Source organism: Kocuria sp., assembly GCF_030538595.1.
GTDB lineage: Bacteria > Actinomycetota > Actinomycetes > Actinomycetales > Micrococcaceae > Kocuria.
Genome location: NZ_JAUNTS010000002.1, coordinates 177,975 through 197,744 on the forward strand (window position 1 = coordinate 177,975; position 19,770 = coordinate 197,744).

The 19,770-nt window shown below is 61.9% G+C and carries 15 protein-coding genes; 11 read left to right on the forward strand and 4 right to left on the reverse strand.

Annotation, left to right across the window (positions count from 1 at the left end):
• Positions 1 to 48 precede the first annotated feature (48 nt).
• Together Q4G32_RS03075 and Q4G32_RS03080 are read right to left on the reverse strand one after the other, a co-directional pair.
• A complete protein-coding gene (locus tag Q4G32_RS03075) occupies positions 49 to 2,661 on the reverse strand; it encodes a DEAD/DEAH box helicase (protein WP_303349183.1) in 2,613 nt (870 codons plus the stop codon).
• 151 nt (positions 2,662 to 2,812) lie between these two features.
• Entirely contained in the window at positions 2,813 to 3,469 is a 657-nt protein-coding gene (locus tag Q4G32_RS03080) for an MBL fold metallo-hydrolase (protein ID WP_303349184.1), read from the reverse strand.
• Between the two features lie 68 nt (positions 3,470 to 3,537).
• On the opposite strand from Q4G32_RS03080, the gene Q4G32_RS03085 reads away from it, so the two are divergent.
• From Q4G32_RS03085 to secG, 11 genes are all read left to right on the forward strand, one after another.
• Positions 3,538 to 3,960: a hypothetical protein gene (locus Q4G32_RS03085; protein ID WP_303349185.1), complete on the forward strand. Its 423-nt coding sequence runs from the start codon at positions 3,538 to 3,540 to the stop codon at positions 3,958 to 3,960.
• An 82-nt stretch (positions 3,961 to 4,042) separates the two neighbouring features.
• Positions 4,043 to 6,943, forward strand: coding sequence for an excinuclease ABC subunit UvrA (gene uvrA, locus Q4G32_RS03090; protein WP_303349272.1), 2,901 nt, complete (start codon positions 4,043 to 4,045; stop codon positions 6,941 to 6,943).
• Entirely contained in the window at positions 6,940 to 7,626 is a 687-nt protein-coding gene (locus Q4G32_RS03095) for a lysophospholipid acyltransferase family protein (RefSeq protein WP_303349186.1), read from the forward strand. The genes uvrA and Q4G32_RS03095 overlap by 4 nt, the downstream gene beginning before the upstream one ends.
• On the forward strand, positions 7,619 to 9,709 hold the full coding sequence (gene uvrC / locus Q4G32_RS03100; RefSeq protein WP_303349187.1) for an excinuclease ABC subunit UvrC: 2,091 nt from the start codon (positions 7,619 to 7,621) through the stop codon (positions 9,707 to 9,709). The genes Q4G32_RS03095 and uvrC overlap by 8 nt, the downstream gene beginning before the upstream one ends.
• Positions 9,710 to 9,837: 128 nt before the next feature.
• Positions 9,838 to 10,689 (forward strand): RNase adapter RapZ, encoded by an 852-nt coding sequence (gene rapZ, locus Q4G32_RS03105; protein ID WP_303349273.1) that lies wholly within the window; start codon positions 9,838 to 9,840, stop codon positions 10,687 to 10,689.
• A 5-nt stretch (positions 10,690 to 10,694) separates the two neighbouring features.
• Entirely contained in the window at positions 10,695 to 11,801 is a 1,107-nt protein-coding gene (locus Q4G32_RS03110) for a gluconeogenesis factor YvcK family protein (RefSeq protein WP_303349188.1), read from the forward strand.
• A 224-nt stretch (positions 11,802 to 12,025) separates the two neighbouring features.
• The gene (whiA, locus tag Q4G32_RS03115; protein ID WP_303349189.1) at positions 12,026 to 12,994 is read left to right on the forward strand and encodes a DNA-binding protein WhiA; all 969 of its coding nucleotides are present in this window, start codon (positions 12,026 to 12,028) and stop codon (positions 12,992 to 12,994) included.
• Positions 12,995 to 13,432: 438 nt separating this feature from the next.
• On the forward strand, positions 13,433 to 14,437 hold the full coding sequence (gene gap / locus Q4G32_RS03120; RefSeq protein ID WP_303349190.1) for a type I glyceraldehyde-3-phosphate dehydrogenase: 1,005 nt from the start codon (positions 13,433 to 13,435) through the stop codon (positions 14,435 to 14,437).
• A 234-nt stretch (positions 14,438 to 14,671) separates the two neighbouring features.
• Positions 14,672 to 15,892, forward strand: coding sequence for a phosphoglycerate kinase (locus Q4G32_RS03125; protein WP_303349191.1), 1,221 nt, complete (start codon positions 14,672 to 14,674; stop codon positions 15,890 to 15,892).
• Positions 15,893 to 16,017: 125 nt separating this feature from the next.
• On the forward strand, positions 16,018 to 16,833 hold the full coding sequence (gene tpiA / locus Q4G32_RS03130; RefSeq protein WP_303349192.1) for a triose-phosphate isomerase: 816 nt from the start codon (positions 16,018 to 16,020) through the stop codon (positions 16,831 to 16,833).
• A 55-nt stretch (positions 16,834 to 16,888) separates the two neighbouring features.
• Positions 16,889 to 17,149 carry a preprotein translocase subunit SecG gene (gene secG / locus Q4G32_RS03135; RefSeq protein WP_303349193.1) on the forward strand — a complete coding sequence of 87 codons (261 nt, stop codon included), beginning with the start codon at positions 16,889 to 16,891 and terminating at the stop codon, positions 17,147 to 17,149.
• Positions 17,150 to 17,254: 105 nt separating this feature from the next.
• Here the strand turns inward: secG and Q4G32_RS03140 are convergent, their stop codons facing one another.
• Complete coding sequence (locus Q4G32_RS03140) at positions 17,255 to 18,217, reverse strand: glucose-6-phosphate dehydrogenase assembly protein OpcA (protein ID WP_303349194.1); 963 nt, start codon at positions 18,215 to 18,217, stop codon at positions 17,255 to 17,257.
• Positions 18,214 to 19,755 carry a glucose-6-phosphate dehydrogenase gene (zwf, locus tag Q4G32_RS03145; protein ID WP_303349195.1) on the reverse strand — a complete coding sequence of 514 codons (1,542 nt, stop codon included), beginning with the start codon at positions 19,753 to 19,755 and terminating at the stop codon, positions 18,214 to 18,216. The genes Q4G32_RS03140 and zwf overlap by 4 nt, the downstream gene beginning before the upstream one ends.
• Between the last annotated feature and the right edge of the window lie 15 nt (positions 19,756 to 19,770).

The window sequence follows — 19,770 nt, forward strand, 5'->3', positions numbered from 1 at the left end:
CATAATGTCATCATATGCGGTTATAGACGCATTACCGTGCCGTGGAGTTCAGCGGCCTGTCTCCGTGATCGGCCCCACGTTGTCCACCAGTACGGCCGGAAAGCCGTCGTAGTCGGAAGCAGCCAGGTCAATGCGGGCATTGATGCCGTAATCATGATTGCCGTCCGGGTCATCAAACACCTGCTGGACGGTCCAGAAACCGTCCAGTCCGGCGGGTGATTCGTTGATCCGGATCAACGCGGGGCCACGTGCCTGCGCGTCCGTGTAGATGTCGTCGTATTCGTTGAAGTAGGCATCCAGGGCGTCCGCCCACCGGTCACGGTCCCACCCTGTGCCGCCATCCAGGGCACCCAAAGTCTTGTCCTTCTCCTGGGCAAAAAGTTCCACACGCTGGAACATGGCATTGCGGACCATGATGCGGAAAGCGCGCAGGTTTTGGGTGATGGCGGGAGCCTGTTCTTCCATGAGCTCGGCCAGAGAATCTTGGGAGGTCCCCATGGGTGATTCCTCCCCACGAGCCAATTTCTCCCATTCATCCAGGAGGGAGTTGTCCGTCTGCCGGATGGTCTCACCCAGCCATTCGATGATGTCCTCCAGAGCTTCCGTGCGCAGTTCAATTGGCACGGTCTGCCGCAACGCCCGGTAGGCATCCGTCAAATAGCGCAGCAAGATGCCTTCTGATCGGGTCAAGCTGTAGAACTGGACGTACTGGCCAAAGGTCATGGCGCGTTCAAACATGTCCCGGACCACGGATTTGGGGGTGAGTTCGTGCTGAGCCACCCACGGCGCGGAAGACCTGTACGTCTCAAAGGCTTGCTCCAACAACTCCCGCAGAGGCATGGGCCAGGCGACCTCATCCAGTTCCCTCATGCGTTCGTTGTACTCCAGGCCATCGGCCTTCATACGAGCCAGGGCCTCTGTCTTTTCCTTCTTCTCCTGCATCATCAACACCTGGCGCGGGCGCTCCAAGGTGGCTTCAATGACGGAGACCGCATCCAGTTCAAAGCCCTCCGCCTCCGGATCCAGCAGAGTCAAAGCGGCCAAGGCAAACGGCGCCAACGCGTTGTTCAGGGCAAAGTTCTCCTGCAGCTCCACTGTCAGTCGGTAGCGGTGGGCGTTGTCCTCAGTACGACCCAACCGCTCCACCACGCCGGTGGCCAACAGCTCACGCAGAATCCCCAGAGCCTCCCGGACCCACCGCCTACGGTCTGCAGCCGTGCCATCCAGCCCGTTGAGCAAATGGACAGTGGCGGCCACTGGATCACCGTGGCGCTGCAGAAGATTGAGCAGCATGGAGTGGGTCACCGTGAATGTTGAGCGCAGTGCCTCCGGTTGAGATTCCACCAGGGCGTCAAAGGTCTTGTTGGACCAGGAGACAAAGCCCTGAGGTGGTTTCTTCTTGGGGATCTGACGCAGTTTCTTTTCATCATCCCCGTGCTTGCGCCGCGCCTTTTCCATGGCCCGGGCATTCTCAATGTCATGTTCGGGAGCCTGGACCACCACCGTGCCCTGGGTGTCAAAACCCGCCCGTCCGGCCCGTCCGGCAATTTGGTGGAACTCGCGGGACATCAGGCGCCGAGTCCGAGTTCCATCGAACTTGGACAGCGCCGTGATCAGCACGGTGCGAATGGGCACGTTGATACCCACACCCAAGGTGTCTGTTCCACAGATCACCTTCAGCAGGCCGTCCTGGGCCAGCTGCTCCACCAGCCGCCGATACTTGGGCAGCATGCCCGCGTGGTGGACACCAATGCCGTTGCGCACCAGGCGGTTGAGTGTCTTGCCGAATCCGGCCGCGAACTTGAAGTTCGCAATCACCTCCGCCACCCGTTCCTTCTCCGCCTTGGACAGCACATTGGCGCTCATGAGCGCCTGCGCCTGATCCATGGCCTGCAGCTGGGAGAAATGCACCACGTACACGGGTGCCTGGTGTGTTGAGACCAGTTCCTCCAACTGCTCCAACACGGGGATCTGGGAGTAGTAGTAGGTCAACGGTACGGGTCGCTGTGCGTCATTGACCACGGCCACGTCCCGCCCGGTGACTGAGCGCAGACGATCTTCAATCCGGGTGGTCTCACCCAGCGTGGCAGACATTAGGATGAACTGCGCTTGGGGCAACTCCACCAGCGGCACCTGCCACGCCCAACCCCGCTGGGGATCTGCGTAGAAGTGGAATTCATCCATGACCACCGGACCAAGGTCTGCATCCGGGCCCTCCCGCAGAGCAATGTTGGCAAGGATCTCCGCGGTGCAGCACACGATGGGCGCCTCCGCATTGACCGCGGAATCACCGGTGACCATGCCCACGTTCTCCGCCCCGAAAGCAGCACAGAGGGCAAAGAACTTTTCCGAGACCAACGCTTTGATGGGCGCCGTGTAATAGGAACGCTGCCCCGTGGCCAAGGCCGCAAAATGCGCAGCCAGCGCAACCATGGACTTGCCGGAGCCGGTGGGCGCGGCCAAAATGACGTTTGCCCCGCCTGCCACTTCCAGGGTGGCTTCCTCCTGGTGCGGGTAAAGCTCCAGATCACGGCTGGCAGCCCACCCCACAAAGCCCTCAAAAATCTCATCCGGGCTCAGCGGATTCCGCGCGAAATCCCCGCGCAGAGAGTGCTGCCCGGGGGCTGACAAACCAGGGGAGAGTGCATCAAGTAGTGACATCGGCATCAGCCTATCCGGGGCGGCAGACATCACAGCAGTCGCACTCTGGGGTACTGCCTGAGCCGAAACGGCAACGACGTCGGCCCCCACCCCGCGTGAGCACTGCTCCCGCACGGTGAGGGCCGGCGTCGTCGTCAGAAAGGGGACAAAGTCACCAGCCGCGGTCGCGCCACTCCTGCAAATGCGGGCGTTCGGCGCCCAGGGTGGTGGGATCACCGTGGCCGGGGTAGATCACGGTGTCATCGTCAAAGCGGTCAAAGATCCGGGTGACCACGTCCTTGTAGAGCTGCTGGAACTCCTCCGGACTGTCGGTCTTGCCCACGCCCCCGGGGAACAGGGAATCGCCGGTGAAGATCCGGACGGGTCCCTGGGGGTCGCGGTACACCAGGGCAATGGAGCCCGGAGTGTGCCCACGCAAGCCGATGACTTCCAGGTCAAAGCCGTCAAACTCCGCAATGTCCCCGTGATCCAGGGTCAGGTCCATGGCAACGTCAATGTCGTCCTCGTCATCCGAACCGCAGGCTGTGACAGCCTCCGAACGGGACTTGACCTCGGCCAGAGCTCGCACGTGATCCCAGTGCGAATGCGTGGTGATGATCATCTGGAGGCTGCCGGACAGGCTGCAATCGTGGCAACCTGCACCCACCAGGCCGGCGATGGCGCGGGGGTTGTCGGCGGCGTCGATCAGCACTTGGGTACCGTGCGTTTTGGAGGTCAGGAGGTAGACATTATTTGCCATGTCGCTGACCTGAATGGAACGGACTGTGATCTCGGTCAGATCCACAGTCTGTGTGTCGGTTACGATCATGCGGACGATTCTAAGACGGTTCAGGGGTTGCATTCATCCCCAAACCAAGGTGTGTGATGAAAGGCGCTATGCCAGCTGTGCTACCCCCGGCTGACCAGGAGTGGGAACGCAAGCGCCCCGTGCGTCTCATCACAGTCACAATCGTCTCTTATCTTCTTGTGATGGCCACGTTGTGGATTCAGACCCACGACCCGGAGATCGTTGCCGCCAGTTTGGACCCGGAACTGGGTGTTGCCCTCAACCCTCAGCCCACGGTGGGCACTGCGGTGGGGGTGGGGTTGCTCTACGCGGTTCCGCTGCTGCTGTGGGTGAAAAACATCCCGTACGTGTTACATCTGATGGCAGCGCTGTGCATTCTGGGGGCCGTGGTGTTCACGCTGTCTGCGGGCACCGGATTCCTGTGGAACTGGCGAGTGGGTGTGGTTCCGCTGGCCGGAGTGGTGGTCAATCTGACCTGGTTGCTCCTGGCCTACCGGCGGGATCACATCTGAGGTTGCGGGGAAGCTGCAATTCAGGTTGTCGGTGACCGGCGATAAGCTGGCGGACGTGCCTGCTGAAACTGTTTCCCCCGCCGTGTCCGTGCCCCAAGCCCAGGCCACTGCTCCCACAGATCTCACGGAGATCGTGGTGCAGGGCGCGCGCGAACACAACCTTCACAATGTTGATCTGACCATTCCCCGTGATGCCATGGTGGTTTTCACCGGGCTGTCCGGTTCCGGCAAGTCCTCCCTGGCCTTCGACACCATTTTTGCCGAAGGTCAAAGGCGTTACGTGGAGTCCTTGTCCTCCTACGCTCGTATGTTCTTGGGCCGTGTGGACAAGCCGGACGTCGACTTCATTGAGGGGCTCTCCCCGGCGGTTTCCATTGATCAGAAGTCCACCTCAAAGAACCCGCGTTCCACGGTGGGCACCATCACGGAGATTTATGACTACATGCGTCTGCTGTGGGCGCGTGTGGGTCATCCACACTGCCCGGTCTGCGGTGAACCCATCACCAAGCAGACACCGCAACAGATTGTGGATCGTCTGCTCACCATGCCGCAGCGCACGCGTTTTCAGGTGTTGGCCCCGGTTGTTCGACGCCGCAAGGGCGAGTTTGCGGATCTGTTCGCCTCTTTGACCCAACAGGGTTATGCCCGCGCGGTGGTTGACGGGGAGCAGGTCTCGCTGGATGATCCGCCCAAGCTCAAGAAGCAGTACAAGCACGACATTGACGTGGTGATCGACCGCCTGGTGATCAAGGAAGGCATGGAGCGGCGGCTGACCGACTCCATTGAGACCGCTCTGGGCTTGGCTGATGGCCGTGTGGTGATTGAACTGGTCCTGCGGGAGGGGGAGGAAGCGCCTGACGGGATCGAACTGCGCCAGAGCTTTTCCGAAAACCTGGCCTGCCCCAACGAACACCCGTTGGGTACGGATGAGATTGAGCCCCGAGCATTCTCCTTCAACGCACCCTTCGGTGCCTGCCCCGAGTGTGACGGTATTGGCACGCGGTTGGAAGTGGACGAACACCTGGTGGTCCCGGATCCGGACTTGAGCCTGGTGGAGGGTGCCATCCAACCGTGGGCCTTGGGCAAGTCAACCAGTGACTACTGGAACCGCCTCATGGCGGGGCTGGGGGAGGATCTTGGCTTTGACTTGGTCACCCCCTGGAAGAATCTGTCTGCCTCCGCACGCAAGGCTCTTCTGGAAGGCAAGGACTACAAGGTCACGGTGTCCTATAAGAACCGGTGGGGCCGCGAACGGCGCTACAGCCAGGGCTTTGAGGGCGTCTACACCTACATCCGGCGTAAGCATCAAGAAACTGAGTCCGATCACGCCAAGGACCGGTACGAACAGTACATGCGCCAGATTCCCTGCCCCGCGTGTCAGGGACAACGTCTGAACCCCACCATGTTGGGGGTCACCGTGGGCGGACTCTCCATTGCTCAGGCAACGGCACTGCCCATGCGGGAGGCCCTGAGCTTTTTCCAAGGACTGGAACTCAATGAGCGGGAAGCTCGTATTGCAGATCAGGTGTTGAAGGAGATTGAGGCACGCCTGACCTTCCTGCTGGATGTTGGACTGGACTACCTGAACTTGGAGCGGGCCTCCGCCACGCTGTCCGGCGGTGAGGCGCAGCGCATCCGGTTGGCCACCCAGATCGGGGCGGGTCTGGTGGGTGTGCTGTATGTGCTCGATGAACCCTCGATTGGGTTGCACCAGCGTGACAACCGCCGGTTGATCCAAACGTTGACCAAACTGCGGGACATGGGCAACACCCTGATTGTGGTGGAACATGATGAGGACACCATCCGGGAAGCCGACTGGATTGTGGATGTGGGTCCGGGTGCTGGTGAGCGCGGTGGCCGGGTGGTGCACTCCGGTGGATACCAGGAGTTGCTGGCCAATCATGACTCCATCACTTCCGACTACCTCTCCGGACGCAAGCGCATTGAGGTGCCGGCCACTCGGCGGCCCATAGACCCCAAGCGCGTGTTGACCGTGATCGGTGCGCAGGAGAACAACCTGCAGAACATCAACGTCACTTTTCCGCTGGGTGTCTTCACTGCCGTGACGGGGGTGTCCGGCTCCGGCAAGTCCTCCCTGGTGAACGAGATTCTTTACACCAAGCTGGCCAATGAGCTCAACGGCGCCAAGCAGGTACCGGGACGTCACAAGCGCATTGAAGGCGCGGATCAACTCAAGAAGATCGTGCACGTGGATCAGTCGCCGATTGGACGCACGCCGCGCTCCAACCCCGCCACCTATTCGGGGGTTTTTGACCGGATTCGTAAGTTGTTCGCGGACACCCCGGAAGCCAAGATCCGTGGGTATCAGCCGGGCCGGTTTTCGTTCAACGTCAAGGGGGGGCGCTGTGAGGCCTGCTCAGGTGATGGCACGTTGAAAATTGAGATGAACTTTCTGCCGGATGTTTACGTCCCCTGTGAGGTCTGCAAGGGTGCGCGGTACAACCGGGAGACACTGGAGGTGCACTACAAGGGCAAGTCCATTGCGGAAGTCTTGGACATGCCCATTGAGGAGGCTGCTGAGTTCTTCTCCGCCTACACCGCCATTGCACGGCACCTGAACACCCTGGTGGACGTTGGCTTGGGTTACGTGCGCCTGGGCCAGCCGGCCACCACGCTGTCCGGTGGTGAGGCGCAACGCGTCAAGTTGGCGGCGGAACTGCAGAAGCGCTCCCACGGTGACACCATTTACGTGTTGGACGAACCCACCACCGGCCTGCACTTTGAGGACATCAGCAAGTTGCTGAAGGTGCTGCAAGGATTGGTGGACAAGGGCAACTCCGTCATGACCATCGAGCATAATTTGGATGTCATCAAGACTGCGGACTGGGTGATCGACATGGGACCTGACGGAGGCTCCGGTGGAGGTCGCGTGGTGGCGGAAGGAACACCGGAGCAGGTGGCTGCCAATCCGGACAGCCACACTGGTATGTTCTTGAAAGAGATCCTTGAGGGGGAGCGGTGAAGCTGTACCGGGCAACACAAAAGGCCGTGGGTCTGGCGTTCCGGGTGGTCTGCCGCCCCACCATCACAGGTCAGCACAATTTCCCCGCCAGCGGTCCGGTGATCGTGGCCTCCAACCACCTATCCTTCTTGGACGGCATCATCATCTCCGCTTTGATGCCCCGCCGTGTTGGGTTCATCACCAAAGCCTCACTGGCCAATGCCCCCGGCATCAAGGGCAAATTCATGACCTTTGTCTACGGTGTGCTGGGCCTGATCCCTGTGGATCGTTCCAGGCAGTCCGAGTCCGTTGCCGCTTTGGACCCCGCTCTCAAACTGCTGGCCGACGGCGGAGTGTTCGGGGTGTTCCCGGAAGGCACCCGGTCCCGGGACGGGCGTTTGTATCGCGGCCGTACGGGGGTGGCGTTCACCGCCCTGTCTACCGGTGCCCCCGTGGTTCCCGTGGCGCTGAAAGGCACCGAAAAGCTGCAACGCCCGGGCTCCCGCATGATTGTGCCGCGCAAGTTTGAGCTACACATCGGCCAGCCGTTGCCCATCGACCGAGTGGATGGGCGCCAGACCGGCGCGCAGCGCCGCGCCGTCGTTGATCGGGTCATGGACGCGATCGCTGAGCTTTCCGGCCAGGAACGCGCGGACACGTACAACAACCCGCCGTCCGTGGAGCGTGACGCCGCCCGTGGCTGACCCCAGCAGCTACCGGCCGGCTCGGGGGGAAATCCCCACGGACCCGGGTGTGTACCGCTTCCGTGATGCCACGGGGCGCGTGATTTACGTGGGCAAGGCCAAGAACCTCCGCAACCGCTTGGTCAGTTACTTTGCCCCGTTGCCTTCACTGGCACCCAAAACCCGGACCATGGTCACCACCGCTGCCGGGGTGGAGTGGGTTGTGGTGGGCTCTGAGTTGGAGTCCCTGCAACTGGAATACACCTGGATCAAGCAGTTCCAGCCGCGGTTCAACATTGCCTACCGGGATGACAAGTCCTACCCCTATCTGGCCGTGACCATGGGGGAGAAAGTGCCGCGCGCACTGGTCACCCGCGGCACCAAAAAAAAGGGCACCCGGTATTTTGGTCCCTACTCCCAAGCGTGGGCCATCCGGGAAACCTTGGACGCCGTCCTACGCGTGTTCCCCGTTCGCTCCTGCGCCCCGGGTGTGTACAAGCGCGCGGAACGATCCGGCCGGCCGTGTTTATTGGGGTACATCGGCAAATGCACGGCGCCGTGTGTGGGGCAAATCTCCCAGGAGGACCACCGTGCCCTGGCAGAAGACCTGTGTCAGTTCATGTCTGGACGGGCCGAGCCCTTCATCAAAGAGCTCGAAGAGAAAATGCGCGCCGCAGCCGCGGTTCAGGACTTTGAAACCGCTGCCGCACGGCGTGACGACGTCGAAGCCCTGCGCAAAGCCTTTGAACGCAATGCCGTGGTGCTCTCGGATGCCGTGGATGCGGACTTCTTTGCCCTGGCCGATGACGAACTGGAAGCAGCCGTTCAGGTGTTTCACGTGCGCGGAGGGCGTATTCGCGGCCAACGCGGGTGGGTCACGGAGAAAGTCGAGGAAACAGACCGGGCGCATCTGCTGGAAGCCTTGTTGCAACAGGTCTACGGCGAAGGTGCTGCGGACAGCATCACCGGTGCAGAGCTCAGGGCGCAGGCCGCCAGGGAGGAACGGGGGTCGCATCACCGTCCCCGCAGCGTGGAACTCGACTACCGGGAAGACTTGATTCCCCGCACGGTTCTGGTCTCCGATGAGGTTCAGGGGGCTGCCGATCTGGAAACCTGGTTGAGCCAACTGCGTGGTTCCAAAGTTTCCATCTCCACGCCGCGTCGCGGGGACAAAGCGCATTTGATGGAAACCGTGCAGGAGAACGCCCGCCAAGCCTTGGCCCTGCACAAGTCCCGGCGTGCCGGGGACATCACCACCCGGTCTGCCTCACTGCAGCAGTTGCAGGAAGCCCTGGACCTGCCAGAAGCCCTCATGCGCATTGAGTGTTACGACATCTCCCATGTCCAGGGCACCAATGTGGTGGCCTCCATGGTGGTGTTTGAGGACGGTCTGCCGCGTAAGGCCGAGTACCGCAAATTCGCCATCACCGGGGAGGCAGCCCGGGACGACACCGCCTCCATGTACGACGTCATCCACCGCCGCTTCAGCCGCTATCTGGCGCAACAGGCGGAGATGGAGCAGGGGGACACCGGCCCCAGCACCGGAGCCTTGGATCCGGACTCCCTGGACTCGGATCCCGCAGCGCGCAAGCGCTTTGCCTACCCTCCCAACTTGGTGGTGGTGGACGGCGGGCCACCGCAAGTGGCTGCCGCAGCACAGGCGTTGGAGGATCTGGGAGTCGTGGACGTGGCCGTGGTGGGGCTGGCCAAGCGACTGGAAGAAGTGTGGGTGCCAGATGACGAGTTCCCGGTCATCCTGCCCCGCGCCTCCGAGGCCCTGTACCTCATGCAGCGGGTCCGGGATGAGGCCCACCGGTTTGCCATCACCTTCCACCGCGCCAAGCGCACCAAGTCCATGATCAGTTCCGTACTGGATGAGCTACCGGGCGTTGGCCCCGCCAAACAAAAGGCTCTGCTCAAACATTTCGGTTCCGCCAAGAAGCTGCGTGCCGCCCGGCTGGAGGAGATTCAAGAGGTGGACGGCTTTGGACCGGCGTTGGCCGCGAAAGTCATGGCCGCCCTCCACGACCGCTCCTCTGAAGATGCCCAGCACGGTGAAGCGGATCCCGCCGTCAACATGGCCACCGGCGAAATCCTGGATTGAACCGAGTGCAGGGCACGACGGACGGATAGGCTTGTGCTGTGACGCAGCACAGCTCATCCCCGGAACCCGTCCAGTCCGATCCCACGCCTGACAACGATCGCGTACCCCAGCCAGAACGCAAAGCCGAACTGCTGGTGGTCACGGGCATGTCCGGTGCAGGGCGTTCCACCGCAGCCAACGCACTGGAGGACCAGGGCTGGTACGTGGTGGACAACCTGCCACCGCAGATGTTGCAGCCTCTGGCTGACTTGGTCTCCCGTACGCCGGAAGCCATCCCGCGCCTGGCCGTGGTCATTGATGTGCGCGGCAAGGCGCTGTTCAATGACATGAAGGAGACATTGGCCGCGCTGGAAGCCAGCGGCGTGGACTTCTCCGTACTGTTTCTGGAGGCATCCGACCAAACTCTGGTGGCTCGCTATGAACACCAGCGCCGTCCCCACCCGCTACAGGCCGGTGGCCGCATCTTGGACGGTATCGGTGCTGAACGGGCGTTGTTGAAAGACCTCCGCGAGTCCGCGGACATTGTGCTGGACACCTCCACGTACAACGTCCACGCTCTCTCCAAGGCGGTGGCGGATCTCTACACCACAGATGGTCCCGTGGTGCTACGCCTGACTGTCATGAGCTTTGGCTTCAAGTACGGCGTCCCAGCGGATGCCAATTACGTGGCGGACGTCCGCTTCATCCCGAACCCGCACTGGGTTCCGGCGTTGCGCCCCCGTACCGGTAAGGACGTGGAGGTGCGTGACTACGTCTTCAAGGAGGACGGCACACGCCGCTTTGTGGAGCGCTTCACCTCCATGCTGGAACCAGTTTTTGAGGGCTATCGCACCGAGAACAAGCATTACGCCACGATCGCCATTGGCTGCACGGGCGGCAAACACCGCTCAGTGGCCGTCACGGAGGAGATTGCCCGGCGGTTGTCCAAGTTCCCAAGAGTCACGGTCAACGTGGAGCACAGGGACATCGGGCGGGAGTGAACCGGATGCACGGTACGCCAGAAACGCCGCGACCCGCCGGGGCGGCACCTTCACAACCGCAGTCACGCAGTGCCCTCGGTTCAGCCCCCTCCACAGCGGACGCGGACATCTCAGCTGATTTTCTGCGCTACGCGCTCTCCCAACGTGAGTTCGCGGACGCGCCGACTCCGCCCACCCGCGGCACCGGCAAAGCCGTGGTGGCATTGGGCGGCGGGCACGGTTTGTCGGCGTCGTTGTCTGCCTTGCGGCTGCTGACAAATCGTCTGACGGCCGTGGTCACCGTGGCCGACGACGGCGGTTCCTCCGGGCGCCTGCGCCAAGAGTTGGGTGTGCTCCCGCCCGGGGACCTGCGGATGGCGCTCTCGGCCCTGTGCGATGACTCGAACTGGGGTATGACCTGGCGGGATGTGATGCAGCACCGCTTCGGTTCACTGCCGAACCGCAGTAGCTCCCTGGAAGGCCACGCGCTGGGCAACTTGCTGATCGTCACGCTGTGGGAACTGCTGGGTGATCCCGTCAAGGGATTGCGGTGGGCCGGTGCCCTGCTGGGCGCCCAGGGTCAGGTGTTGCCCATGTCCGTCACGCCGCTGGTGATCGAAGGCGATGTGGAGGATGACCGGGGCGTGCGGACCGTGACGGGGCAGGTGGCGCTGGCCAAGGAACCGTTCGTGCGCAATGTACGGTTGCAACCGCCCCACGCCACGGTGTGCAAACAGGCACTGGATGCCGTCGAGGCAGCTGACTGCGTGATCCTGGGGCCGGGGTCCTGGCACACCTCAGTCCTGCCCCACCTGCTGCTACCGGAACTGCGGCAAGCACTGGTCAACACGGAGGGCCAGCGAGTCATCACCATGAACCTGTCCCGGGACACTGAAACAGCTGGCAAGACCAGCGCCCAAGAACTGGAAATTCTGCACGACCACGCCCCGGAGTTGCGGATCGACGCCGTGGTGGTGGACCCCAGTGCCGTGGAGGACAAGGACCATCTGCAAAAGGTGGCCACGGGCATGGGCGCGCGGGTGCACTATGCGGACTTACGAAAAGGCTCCGGGCAGCGCATCCACTCCCCGTTCAAGCTGGCAGCGGCTTACCAAGAGGTGTTGGGAGCCTGACCCCACCGGGGAGGTATCTGGACATTGACCCTGGTCCCCGCGCGAGTTGGCTTGGCCCGTGATCCCACGATCTTGCGCAGACGGGTAACCTATGGGGGTCTGTGCTGACGTGGTGTACCCGATCCGGCCCGTGCAAAAATCCGGATGTGCGGGTTCGGCATGCGCTCAAAACCGCATTCCATGCGGTGCAGATCCTGCAATCACCCCCTGCGGAAAGGAATCAGATGTCGCTGACGGCATCGGTCAAGGACGAGTTGGCTCGGCTGGAGATCAAAAAGGCCTCCGAGCGCCGAGCTGAACTATCTACCGTGCTGCGGTTCTCCGGGGGCTTGCACATTGTCTCCGGACGCATTGTGGTGGAAGTGGAACTCGATTCCGCCGCGGTGGCACGGCGCCTGCGCGCCACGATCATGGAGGAGTTCGGTCACACCTGCGAACTGGGCATGATCAGTGGAGGCGGCTTGCGCCGCGGGAACCACTACGTGCTGCGCGTGACCCGTGAAGGTGAAGCACTGGCGCGGCGTACCGGCCTGCTGGATTCTCACGGTCGTCCGGTTCGGGGACTGCCGCCGGTGATCGTCAACGGCTCGATTGGGGATGCAGAGGCCGTGCTGCGCGGGGCTTTTCTCTCCCACGGATCGCTGACGGAGCCCGGTCGCTCGGCTTCCATGGAGTTCACCTGTCCCGGTCCGGAAGCCGCGTTGGCATTGGTGGGTGCTGCCCGGCGCCTGGACGTGATCGCCAAGGCGCGGGAGGTTCGCGGGGGAGACCGCGTGGTGGTGCGCGATGGCGATGCCATTGCCACGCTGCTCACGCACATGGGAGCCCATGACGCCCTGTTGACCTGGGAAGATCGGCGCTTGCGCAAGGAAGTCCGAGCCACCGCCAATCGGTTGGCCAATTTTGACGATGCCAACCTGCGCCGCTCCGCACAGGCCGCCGTGGCAGCCGGCGCTCGGGTGGAACGTGCCTTGGAACTACTGGGCGACGACGTTCCCGATCACCTCCGCGCAGCCGGTGAGTTGCGTCTGGCCAACAAGCAGGCCAGCTTGGACGAGTTGGGCCGTATGTCTGACCCCATCTTGACCAAGGACGCCATTGCGGGCCGGATTCGGCGCCTACTGGCCATGGCGGATCGCCGGGCGGAGGAACTGGGCGTGGCGGGCACAGATGCCAATGTCGGGCAGCACTGAACCCTCTTGTCCACCGTCCAGCAGGGTGTTGTAAGCCATCCAGCAGGGTGTTGAGCGGCTGCAAACCGTGATCGAGCCACGCTGACTGTGACGACGTGAAACTTGTGCCGTGTCGTAACCCGCTGTCAGCGAACAAGCATCGAGCAACCGCCTCAAATGTGGGTTTAGTTGCGATTTATTTGATCTGTGCCAAGTTTTCTCGCCACGCCCTGGCATGTGCTGCTTGATGCCCGTAGACTGTTCCATGAGCGGGAGAGATCGTGTGAGCCAGTGCCACGAGGGTGTGGCTCAACAGTTGGGATCGCAACTCAGGTTGAGGGTGATCCCTCATGAAACAACACGGCAACTTCCGACCAATAGATGTCAGGCGGGTTCAGTCCAGGCAGACTGGCAGAGCACTCGTCGGACGACGTCACCGAACGCATAGGAGATCTCCCAGTGACCATCAAGGTTGGCATTAACGGTTTCGGACGAATTGGCCGCGGGTTCTTCCGCGCCGTGCAGGAGCAGGGCGAGAACATTGAGGTTGTTGCCGTCAACGACCTCACCGATCCCAAGACCCTGGTTCACCTGCTCAAGTACGACTCCATCAGCGGTCGTTACCCCGGTGAAGTCATCCTCAACGATGACTCCATGACCGTGGACGGCCACGAGGTCAAGTTCCTGGCTGAGCCGGACCCCACCAAACTGCCTTGGGGTGATCTGGACGTTGACATCGTGATCGAGTCCACGGGTCGCTTTGCCAAGGGCCCGGAAATGCAGGCACACCTGGATGCCGGCGCCAAGAAAGTCATCCTCTCCGCTCCGGGCAAGGAGGTGGACGGCACCTTTGTGTACGGCGTGAATGAAGACCAGTACGACGCCGCCACCATGAACCTGATCTCCGGCGCATCCTGCACCACCAACTGCTTGGCTCCGCTGGCCAAGGTTCTGAACGACAAGTTCGGCATCAAGGCCGGTCTGATGACCACCATCCACGCCTACACCGCCGATCAGCGTCTGCAGGATGCTCCCCACAGCGACCTCCGCCGTTCACGCGCAGCAGCCCTGAACATGGTTCCCACCACCACGGGTGCCGCTGCCGCCGTCGGCCTGGTGCTGCCGGAGCTCAAGGGCAAGCTGGACGGCTTTGCTGTCCGCGTTCCCACCCCCACCGGCTCCATGGTTGACCTGACCTTTGAGGCCGAGCAGGAAGTTTCCGTGGAGTCCGTCAACGCGGCCCTCAAGGAAGCTGCTGAGGGTGACATGAAGGGCATCATCGAATACACCGAGGATCCCATTGTGTCCAAGGACATCGAAGGCTACGCGGTCTCCACCGTGTTCGATGCCCCGCTGACCAAGGTGATTGACAACCAGGTCAAGGTCATTGCTTGGTATGACAACGAGTGGGGCTACATCTCCCGCTTGGTCTCCCTGACCAATTACGTGGCCTCCAAGTTCTGATTCACGCGCCGGGACTGTTCGTACCGAGCGCCGCCCCATGAGCGTAGATGACGGTCTTGGGACCGAATCGGCAACGAACAACCTCCGCTGACTGATGCGCGGGGTGTGCGCAGCACCGCTGCGTACACCCCGCGCATCAGTCGTATCCGGCCAAGTTGCCCAACACCTCATCAACTTGGCCCCGCACCCGCTCAGCTTGACCCAAGAAGATTCACGATTGAAAGGACCCGAACCATGGCTAAGTCCCTGGAAGACCTGCTCAACGAAGGCGTTGAGGGCCGTACCGTACTGGTGCGTTCGGACTTGAACGTTCCGCTGGATGGCTCCACCGTCACCGACGACGGTCGCGTGCGTGCCTCCCTGCCGGTCATCGAAAAGCTGGCCAAGGCCGGTGCCCGTGTGATCGTGACTGCTCACCTGGGGCGGCCCAAGGGAGAGCCCAACCCCAAGTACTCCATTGCCCCAGCCGCCGCCAAGTTGGCCGAACTTTCTGACCTGGAAGTCATCACCGCAACTGATGTCACGGGTCCGGATGCCCAAGCCAAGGCTGCAGCACTGACTGATGGCCAGGTGCTCGTGGTGGAGAACGTTCGTTTTGATCCCCGGGAGACCTCCAAGGACCAGGCCGAGCGCACCGAGTTCGCCAAGGAACTGGCTGCGCTGACCGGTGACAACGGTGCCTTTGTGGGGGATGCTTTCGGCGCGGTGCACCGTAAGCACGCCTCCGTGTATGACATTGCCAAGATCCTGCCGGCCTATCTGGGAGATCTGGTCAAGACCGAAGTGGACGTACTGACCAAGGTGATCTCCAACCCCGAACGCCCGTTCATTGTGGTCATGGGTGGCTCCAAGGTTTCGGACAAACTGGCCGTGATTGAAAATCTGATCGGCAAGGCTGACAAGCTGCTGATCGGCGGCGGCATGGTCTTCACCTTCCTCAAGGCTCAGGGCTACAGCATTGGTGGTTCCCTGGTGGAGGAGGACCAGGTGGAGACCGTCAAGGGCTACCTGGAGAAGGCCCCGGCAGAGGGCACCCAGATTGTGCTGCCCACGGACATTGTCTACGCGGCAGAGTTCAAGGCAGATGCCAAGCATGAGATCCGCCCGGTGGAGAACATTGAAGGCGGCGAACTGGGCGCCAACGGCATGGGTCTGGACATTGGCCCCGACTCCGCCAAGACCTTTGCGGATGCCATTGGGGAAGCTAAGACCATCTTCTGGAACGGCCCCGTGGGCGTGTTCGAGATGGAAGCCTTTGCCGGCGGCACCAAGGCTGTGGCTGAGGCCCTGGCCAACGGTTCGGGGATGTCGGTGATCGGCGGTGGCGATTCCGCGGCGGCCGTGCGTACGTTGGGCTTCTCTGATGACCAGTTCGGTCACATCTCCACGGGTGGAGGTGCTTCCCTGGAGTTCATCGAGGGCAAGGATCTCCCCGGGGTGTCGGTCATCGGCTGACACCGCCCGCAGTTTTTGTGGCATCGGGCTGCTGACCCATCAGTTCCAGCCGCGTACAAACACCTAGTGGCCACGTCCAGACCTGGCCACACCAAAGACCTACTGAGCACTCACAAGGAGTACACATGACTTCGCAGACCAACGGCCAGTTTGACCGCACCCCCTTGATTGCAGGCAACTGGAAGATGAACATGGATCACCAGCAGGGGGTTGCCCTGCTGCAAAAGTTGGCTTGGACTCTGCAGGATGCCAAGCACGACTTTGATCGCGTTGAGGTTGCCGTGTTCCCGCCCTTCACTGACCTGCGTTCGGTGCAGACCATTGTGGATGGGGACAACCTGAAGGTTGTGTACGGCGGACAGGACCTCTCCGATCAGGATTCCGGAGCGTACACGGGGGACATCTCCGGTGAATTCCTGGCCAAGCTGGGCTGCTCCTACGTTTTGGTGGGGCACTCGGAACGCCGCACCATCCACAATGAAACCGATGAGCAGTGCTTGGCCAAGGTCAAGGCTGCCTTCCGGCACAATCTGGTCCCCGTGCTGTGCGTTGGCGAGGGCCTGGAAGTGCGCAAGGCGGGCGAGCACGTGAAGTTCACCTTGGAGCAGCTGCGTGGCTCCCTGGCGGGGCTCTCGGCTGAGGAGGTTGCGGGCGTCGTCGTTGCTTATGAGCCGGTGTGGGCCATCGGTACCGGTGAAGTGGCAGGTCCGGAAGACGCTCAGGAAATGGCGGAGGCCATTCGTGCGGACCTTGCTGATCTCTACGATCAGGACACCGCTGACAAGGTGCGGATCCTCTACGGCGGGTCCGTGAAGTCCGGCAACGTGGGCGCCATTCTGAAGGGCAAGGATGTGGACGGTGCCCTGGTGGGCGGGGCCAGCCTTGATGCTGAGGAGTTTGCTAACATTGCCAAGTTCGAGCAGCACCTGGTCACGGACTGACGCGAGCTCGGCACCCACCTACAACCTCAAGGCTTGGCGCCTGAAGGACTGATCCATGGAAATTCTGCAAGACATCCTGCTGGCGGTGATTGTGCTGACCAGCCTGCTGGCTGTGGTCCTGGTCCTGCTCAACAAGGGCAAGGGCGGTGGCCTGTCAGACATGTTCGGTGGTGGCATGACCCAATCGCTGAACACCTCCGGCGTGGCGCAGAAGAACCTGGTGCGTTTGACCACCACCGTGATCATTGTGTGGGCCTTGTGCATTGTGGGCTTTGGGCTGACCATGCGGTTCGCCCCGGCAGTCACTGGAGTCTGACCCCACCCACCAATTAAGCCGTGCGCAGTGTGATACCCCATCAAAGCTGATGGGGTATCACACTGCGCACGGCTTTGTTGTGGGGTTGTGCGCCCGGCTAGTCACTCAGCCAGCAGCTCCGGCGTCGTCTTCACCTGCGCCACAGACACCGCACGGCAGTACGTGTACGGCTGAGGCCAGAACCTCCCCGTACACCTCATCCGGGTCCAGCTGGCGCAGTTCCTCCGCCAGACAGGCCGAAAGCTCACGGTGCGGGATGGCCACACGTTGGTCCGGCTGACCGGGTTGGATCAGCGTGCCCAATGAAGCTCCCGGGCGTTCCAGGGCAATGTCACCGTTGTCGCGCACCAGGCGCACACTTTCCAAGCCATGCTTGGAAACCTCCGGATGCACAAACCGTACGGGGGCACCCAGCCGGCCGCTCAGCCACGCCCCGAGCAGGTGGACCCGGGAGGAGTCCGCCGCACCGGTCACCACGATCTCCGTGACGGGGGAGGGCTCCACTTGATCCATGGCGGCGGCCAGCTGGACACGCCAGTGGGTCAATCGTGTCCAGGACACATCTGTGTCTCCCGGGCTGTACTGCTGCGCCAGATGGGTCAGGGCATCGCACACATTGTGGGCGTTGGAGGAATCCGTGATGCGCCGGTGAGCGATCTTGCCGATGGAAGAATCGGAAGGTTTGCTGGGCACCCGGTGCGGCCACCAGGCCACAATCGGGGCATCGGGCAGCAGCAGGGCAGAGACCAGCATTTCGGATGGTTCAGCCAGATCCCCGTAGCCGTGGAGCACCACCACCTCGGAGGCGCCGGCATCGCCACCAATGCGCAACTGGGCGTCCAGCCGAGTGGCCTCGGAGGCCGAGTGGGAGACATGCACAATGATCCGGCACGGGTGTTCGTGACTGGCCATCACGGCAGCGTCCAAGGCCCGCTCGGAGTGACCGGCTTCCGCCATGATGACAAGCGTCAACACCCGTCCCAGGGTGACCACACCGGCCTCGTCCCGCAAGCGGTGCAGTTGCTTGTCGATCGCGGAGGTGGTGGTGTTTTCCAGGTTCACAATCATGGGCGCCGCCACGTCCTTCCATCGCGTTCCATCAGACGGTCTGCAGCTGGGGGTCCCCACGAGCCGGGGTCATAACCTTCGGGTTTGATGCCGTTCTGCTCCCAGTACTCCTCAAAGGGATCCAGGATCTTCCAGGACAGCTCAACTTCCTCGTGGTGGGGGAACAGCGGGGGCTCACCCAGAAGGACATCAAGAATCAACCGCTCATAGGCTTCCGGGGAGGATTCCGTGAACGCGTGGCCGTACCCGAAATCCATGGTCACATCCCGGATTTCGGCTTGTGTACCGGGGACTTTGGAGGCAAACCGAATGGTCACACCCTCATCCGGCTGAATGCGAATCACAATCGCATTGTTTCCGAACTCATCTGTGTCATGGGTGGTGAACAGGCGGTCCGGGCTGCGCTTGAAAACCACCGCGATTTCCGTGACGCGACGGCCCAGACGTTTGCCGGCACGCAGGTAGAACGGCACACCGGCCCACCGCCGGTTGTAGACCTCCAACCGCAGTGCTGCAAAGGTTTCCGTCCGGGAGTCCTGGGGGATGTCGTCCTCGTCAAAGAAGGATTTGACCTCCTCACCGCCCTGCAACCCGCCCAGGTACTGTCCCAGAGCCGAGCCTTCGCCCAGATCCTCCGGGAGCCGCACAGCGGCCAGCGCCTTGGCTTTTTCCGCCTGGAGGGCTTTGGCCGAGAAGTTGAACGGTTCCTCCATGGCGGTCAGCGCCAAGAGTTGCAGCAAGTGATTTTGAATCACGTCACGGGCCGCGCCCACGCCGTCGTAATAACCTGCGCGGGAACCAATGCCGATGTCCTCAGCCATGGTGATCTGCACGTGGTCCACGTAATTGGCATTCCACAGCGGTTCAAACATGGTGTTGGCAAAGCGCATGGCCAGAATGTTCTGAACAGTCTCTTTGCCCAGATAGTGGTCAATCCGGAAAATCGCGTCCGGGGCAAAAACCGATTCCACAATCTGGTTCAGCTCTTGTGCCGATTGGAGATTGTGCCCGAATGGCTTTTCAATGACCACGCGCCGCCACCCCGAGGCATCCTCGTGATCCGCCAGGCCGTTTTCCGCCAGCTGATGGCACACCACCTCAAAGGCCTTGGGCGGAATGGAGAGGTAAAACGCGTGATTGCCGCGGGTGCCGCGTTGCTCATCCAGGTCCCGCAGCACATCCTGCAACTGCTGGTAGGCGGCGGTGTCATCGAATTCGCCTTGGACAAACCGCAGACCTTCAGCGAACTGTTGCCACACCACTTCCTCAAAAGGCGTGCGGGCGTGGGCTTCCACGGACTCTTTCACATAGTCACGGAAGTCATCGTCACTCCACGGCCGGCGGCCAAAGCCCACCAGGGAGAACGACGGCGGTAGCAGCCCCCGATTCACCAGGTCATACATGGCAGGCAGCAACTTCTTCCGGGCCAGATCGCCCGTGACGCCGAACAGCACCAGGGCGGATGGGGCAGCCACCCGCACCAGGCGCTTGTCACGTTCATCACGCAACGGATTGGTGTGCGCGTTCGAGGTTGGCACGTTTCTCCTCAGATC

What these genes read in the sequence shown, in the direction of transcription:
- Q4G32_RS03085 (WP_303349185.1), top strand. Translation starts at nt 3,538, where the DNA reads ATGCCAGCTGTGCTACCCCCGGCTGACCAGGAGTGGGAACGCAAGCGC.
- Q4G32_RS03080 (WP_303349184.1), bottom strand. Translation starts at nt 3,469, where the DNA reads ATGATCGTAACCGACACACAGACTGTGGATCTGACCGAGATCACAGTC.
- Q4G32_RS03075 (WP_303349183.1), bottom strand. Translation starts at nt 2,661, where the DNA reads ATGTCACTACTTGATGCACTCTCCCCTGGTTTGTCAGCCCCCGGGCAG.
- tpiA (WP_303349192.1), top strand. Translation starts at nt 16,018, where the DNA reads ATGACTTCGCAGACCAACGGCCAGTTTGACCGCACCCCCTTGATTGCA.
- whiA (WP_303349189.1), top strand. Translation starts at nt 12,026, where the DNA reads ATGTCGCTGACGGCATCGGTCAAGGACGAGTTGGCTCGGCTGGAGATC.
- Q4G32_RS03140 (WP_303349194.1), bottom strand. Translation starts at nt 18,217, where the DNA reads ATGATTGTGAACCTGGAAAACACCACCACCTCCGCGATCGACAAGCAA.
- Q4G32_RS03125 (WP_303349191.1), top strand. Translation starts at nt 14,672, where the DNA reads ATGGCTAAGTCCCTGGAAGACCTGCTCAACGAAGGCGTTGAGGGCCGT.
- Q4G32_RS03110 (WP_303349188.1), top strand. Translation starts at nt 10,695, where the DNA reads ATGCACGGTACGCCAGAAACGCCGCGACCCGCCGGGGCGGCACCTTCA.
- secG (WP_303349193.1), top strand. Translation starts at nt 16,889, where the DNA reads ATGGAAATTCTGCAAGACATCCTGCTGGCGGTGATTGTGCTGACCAGC.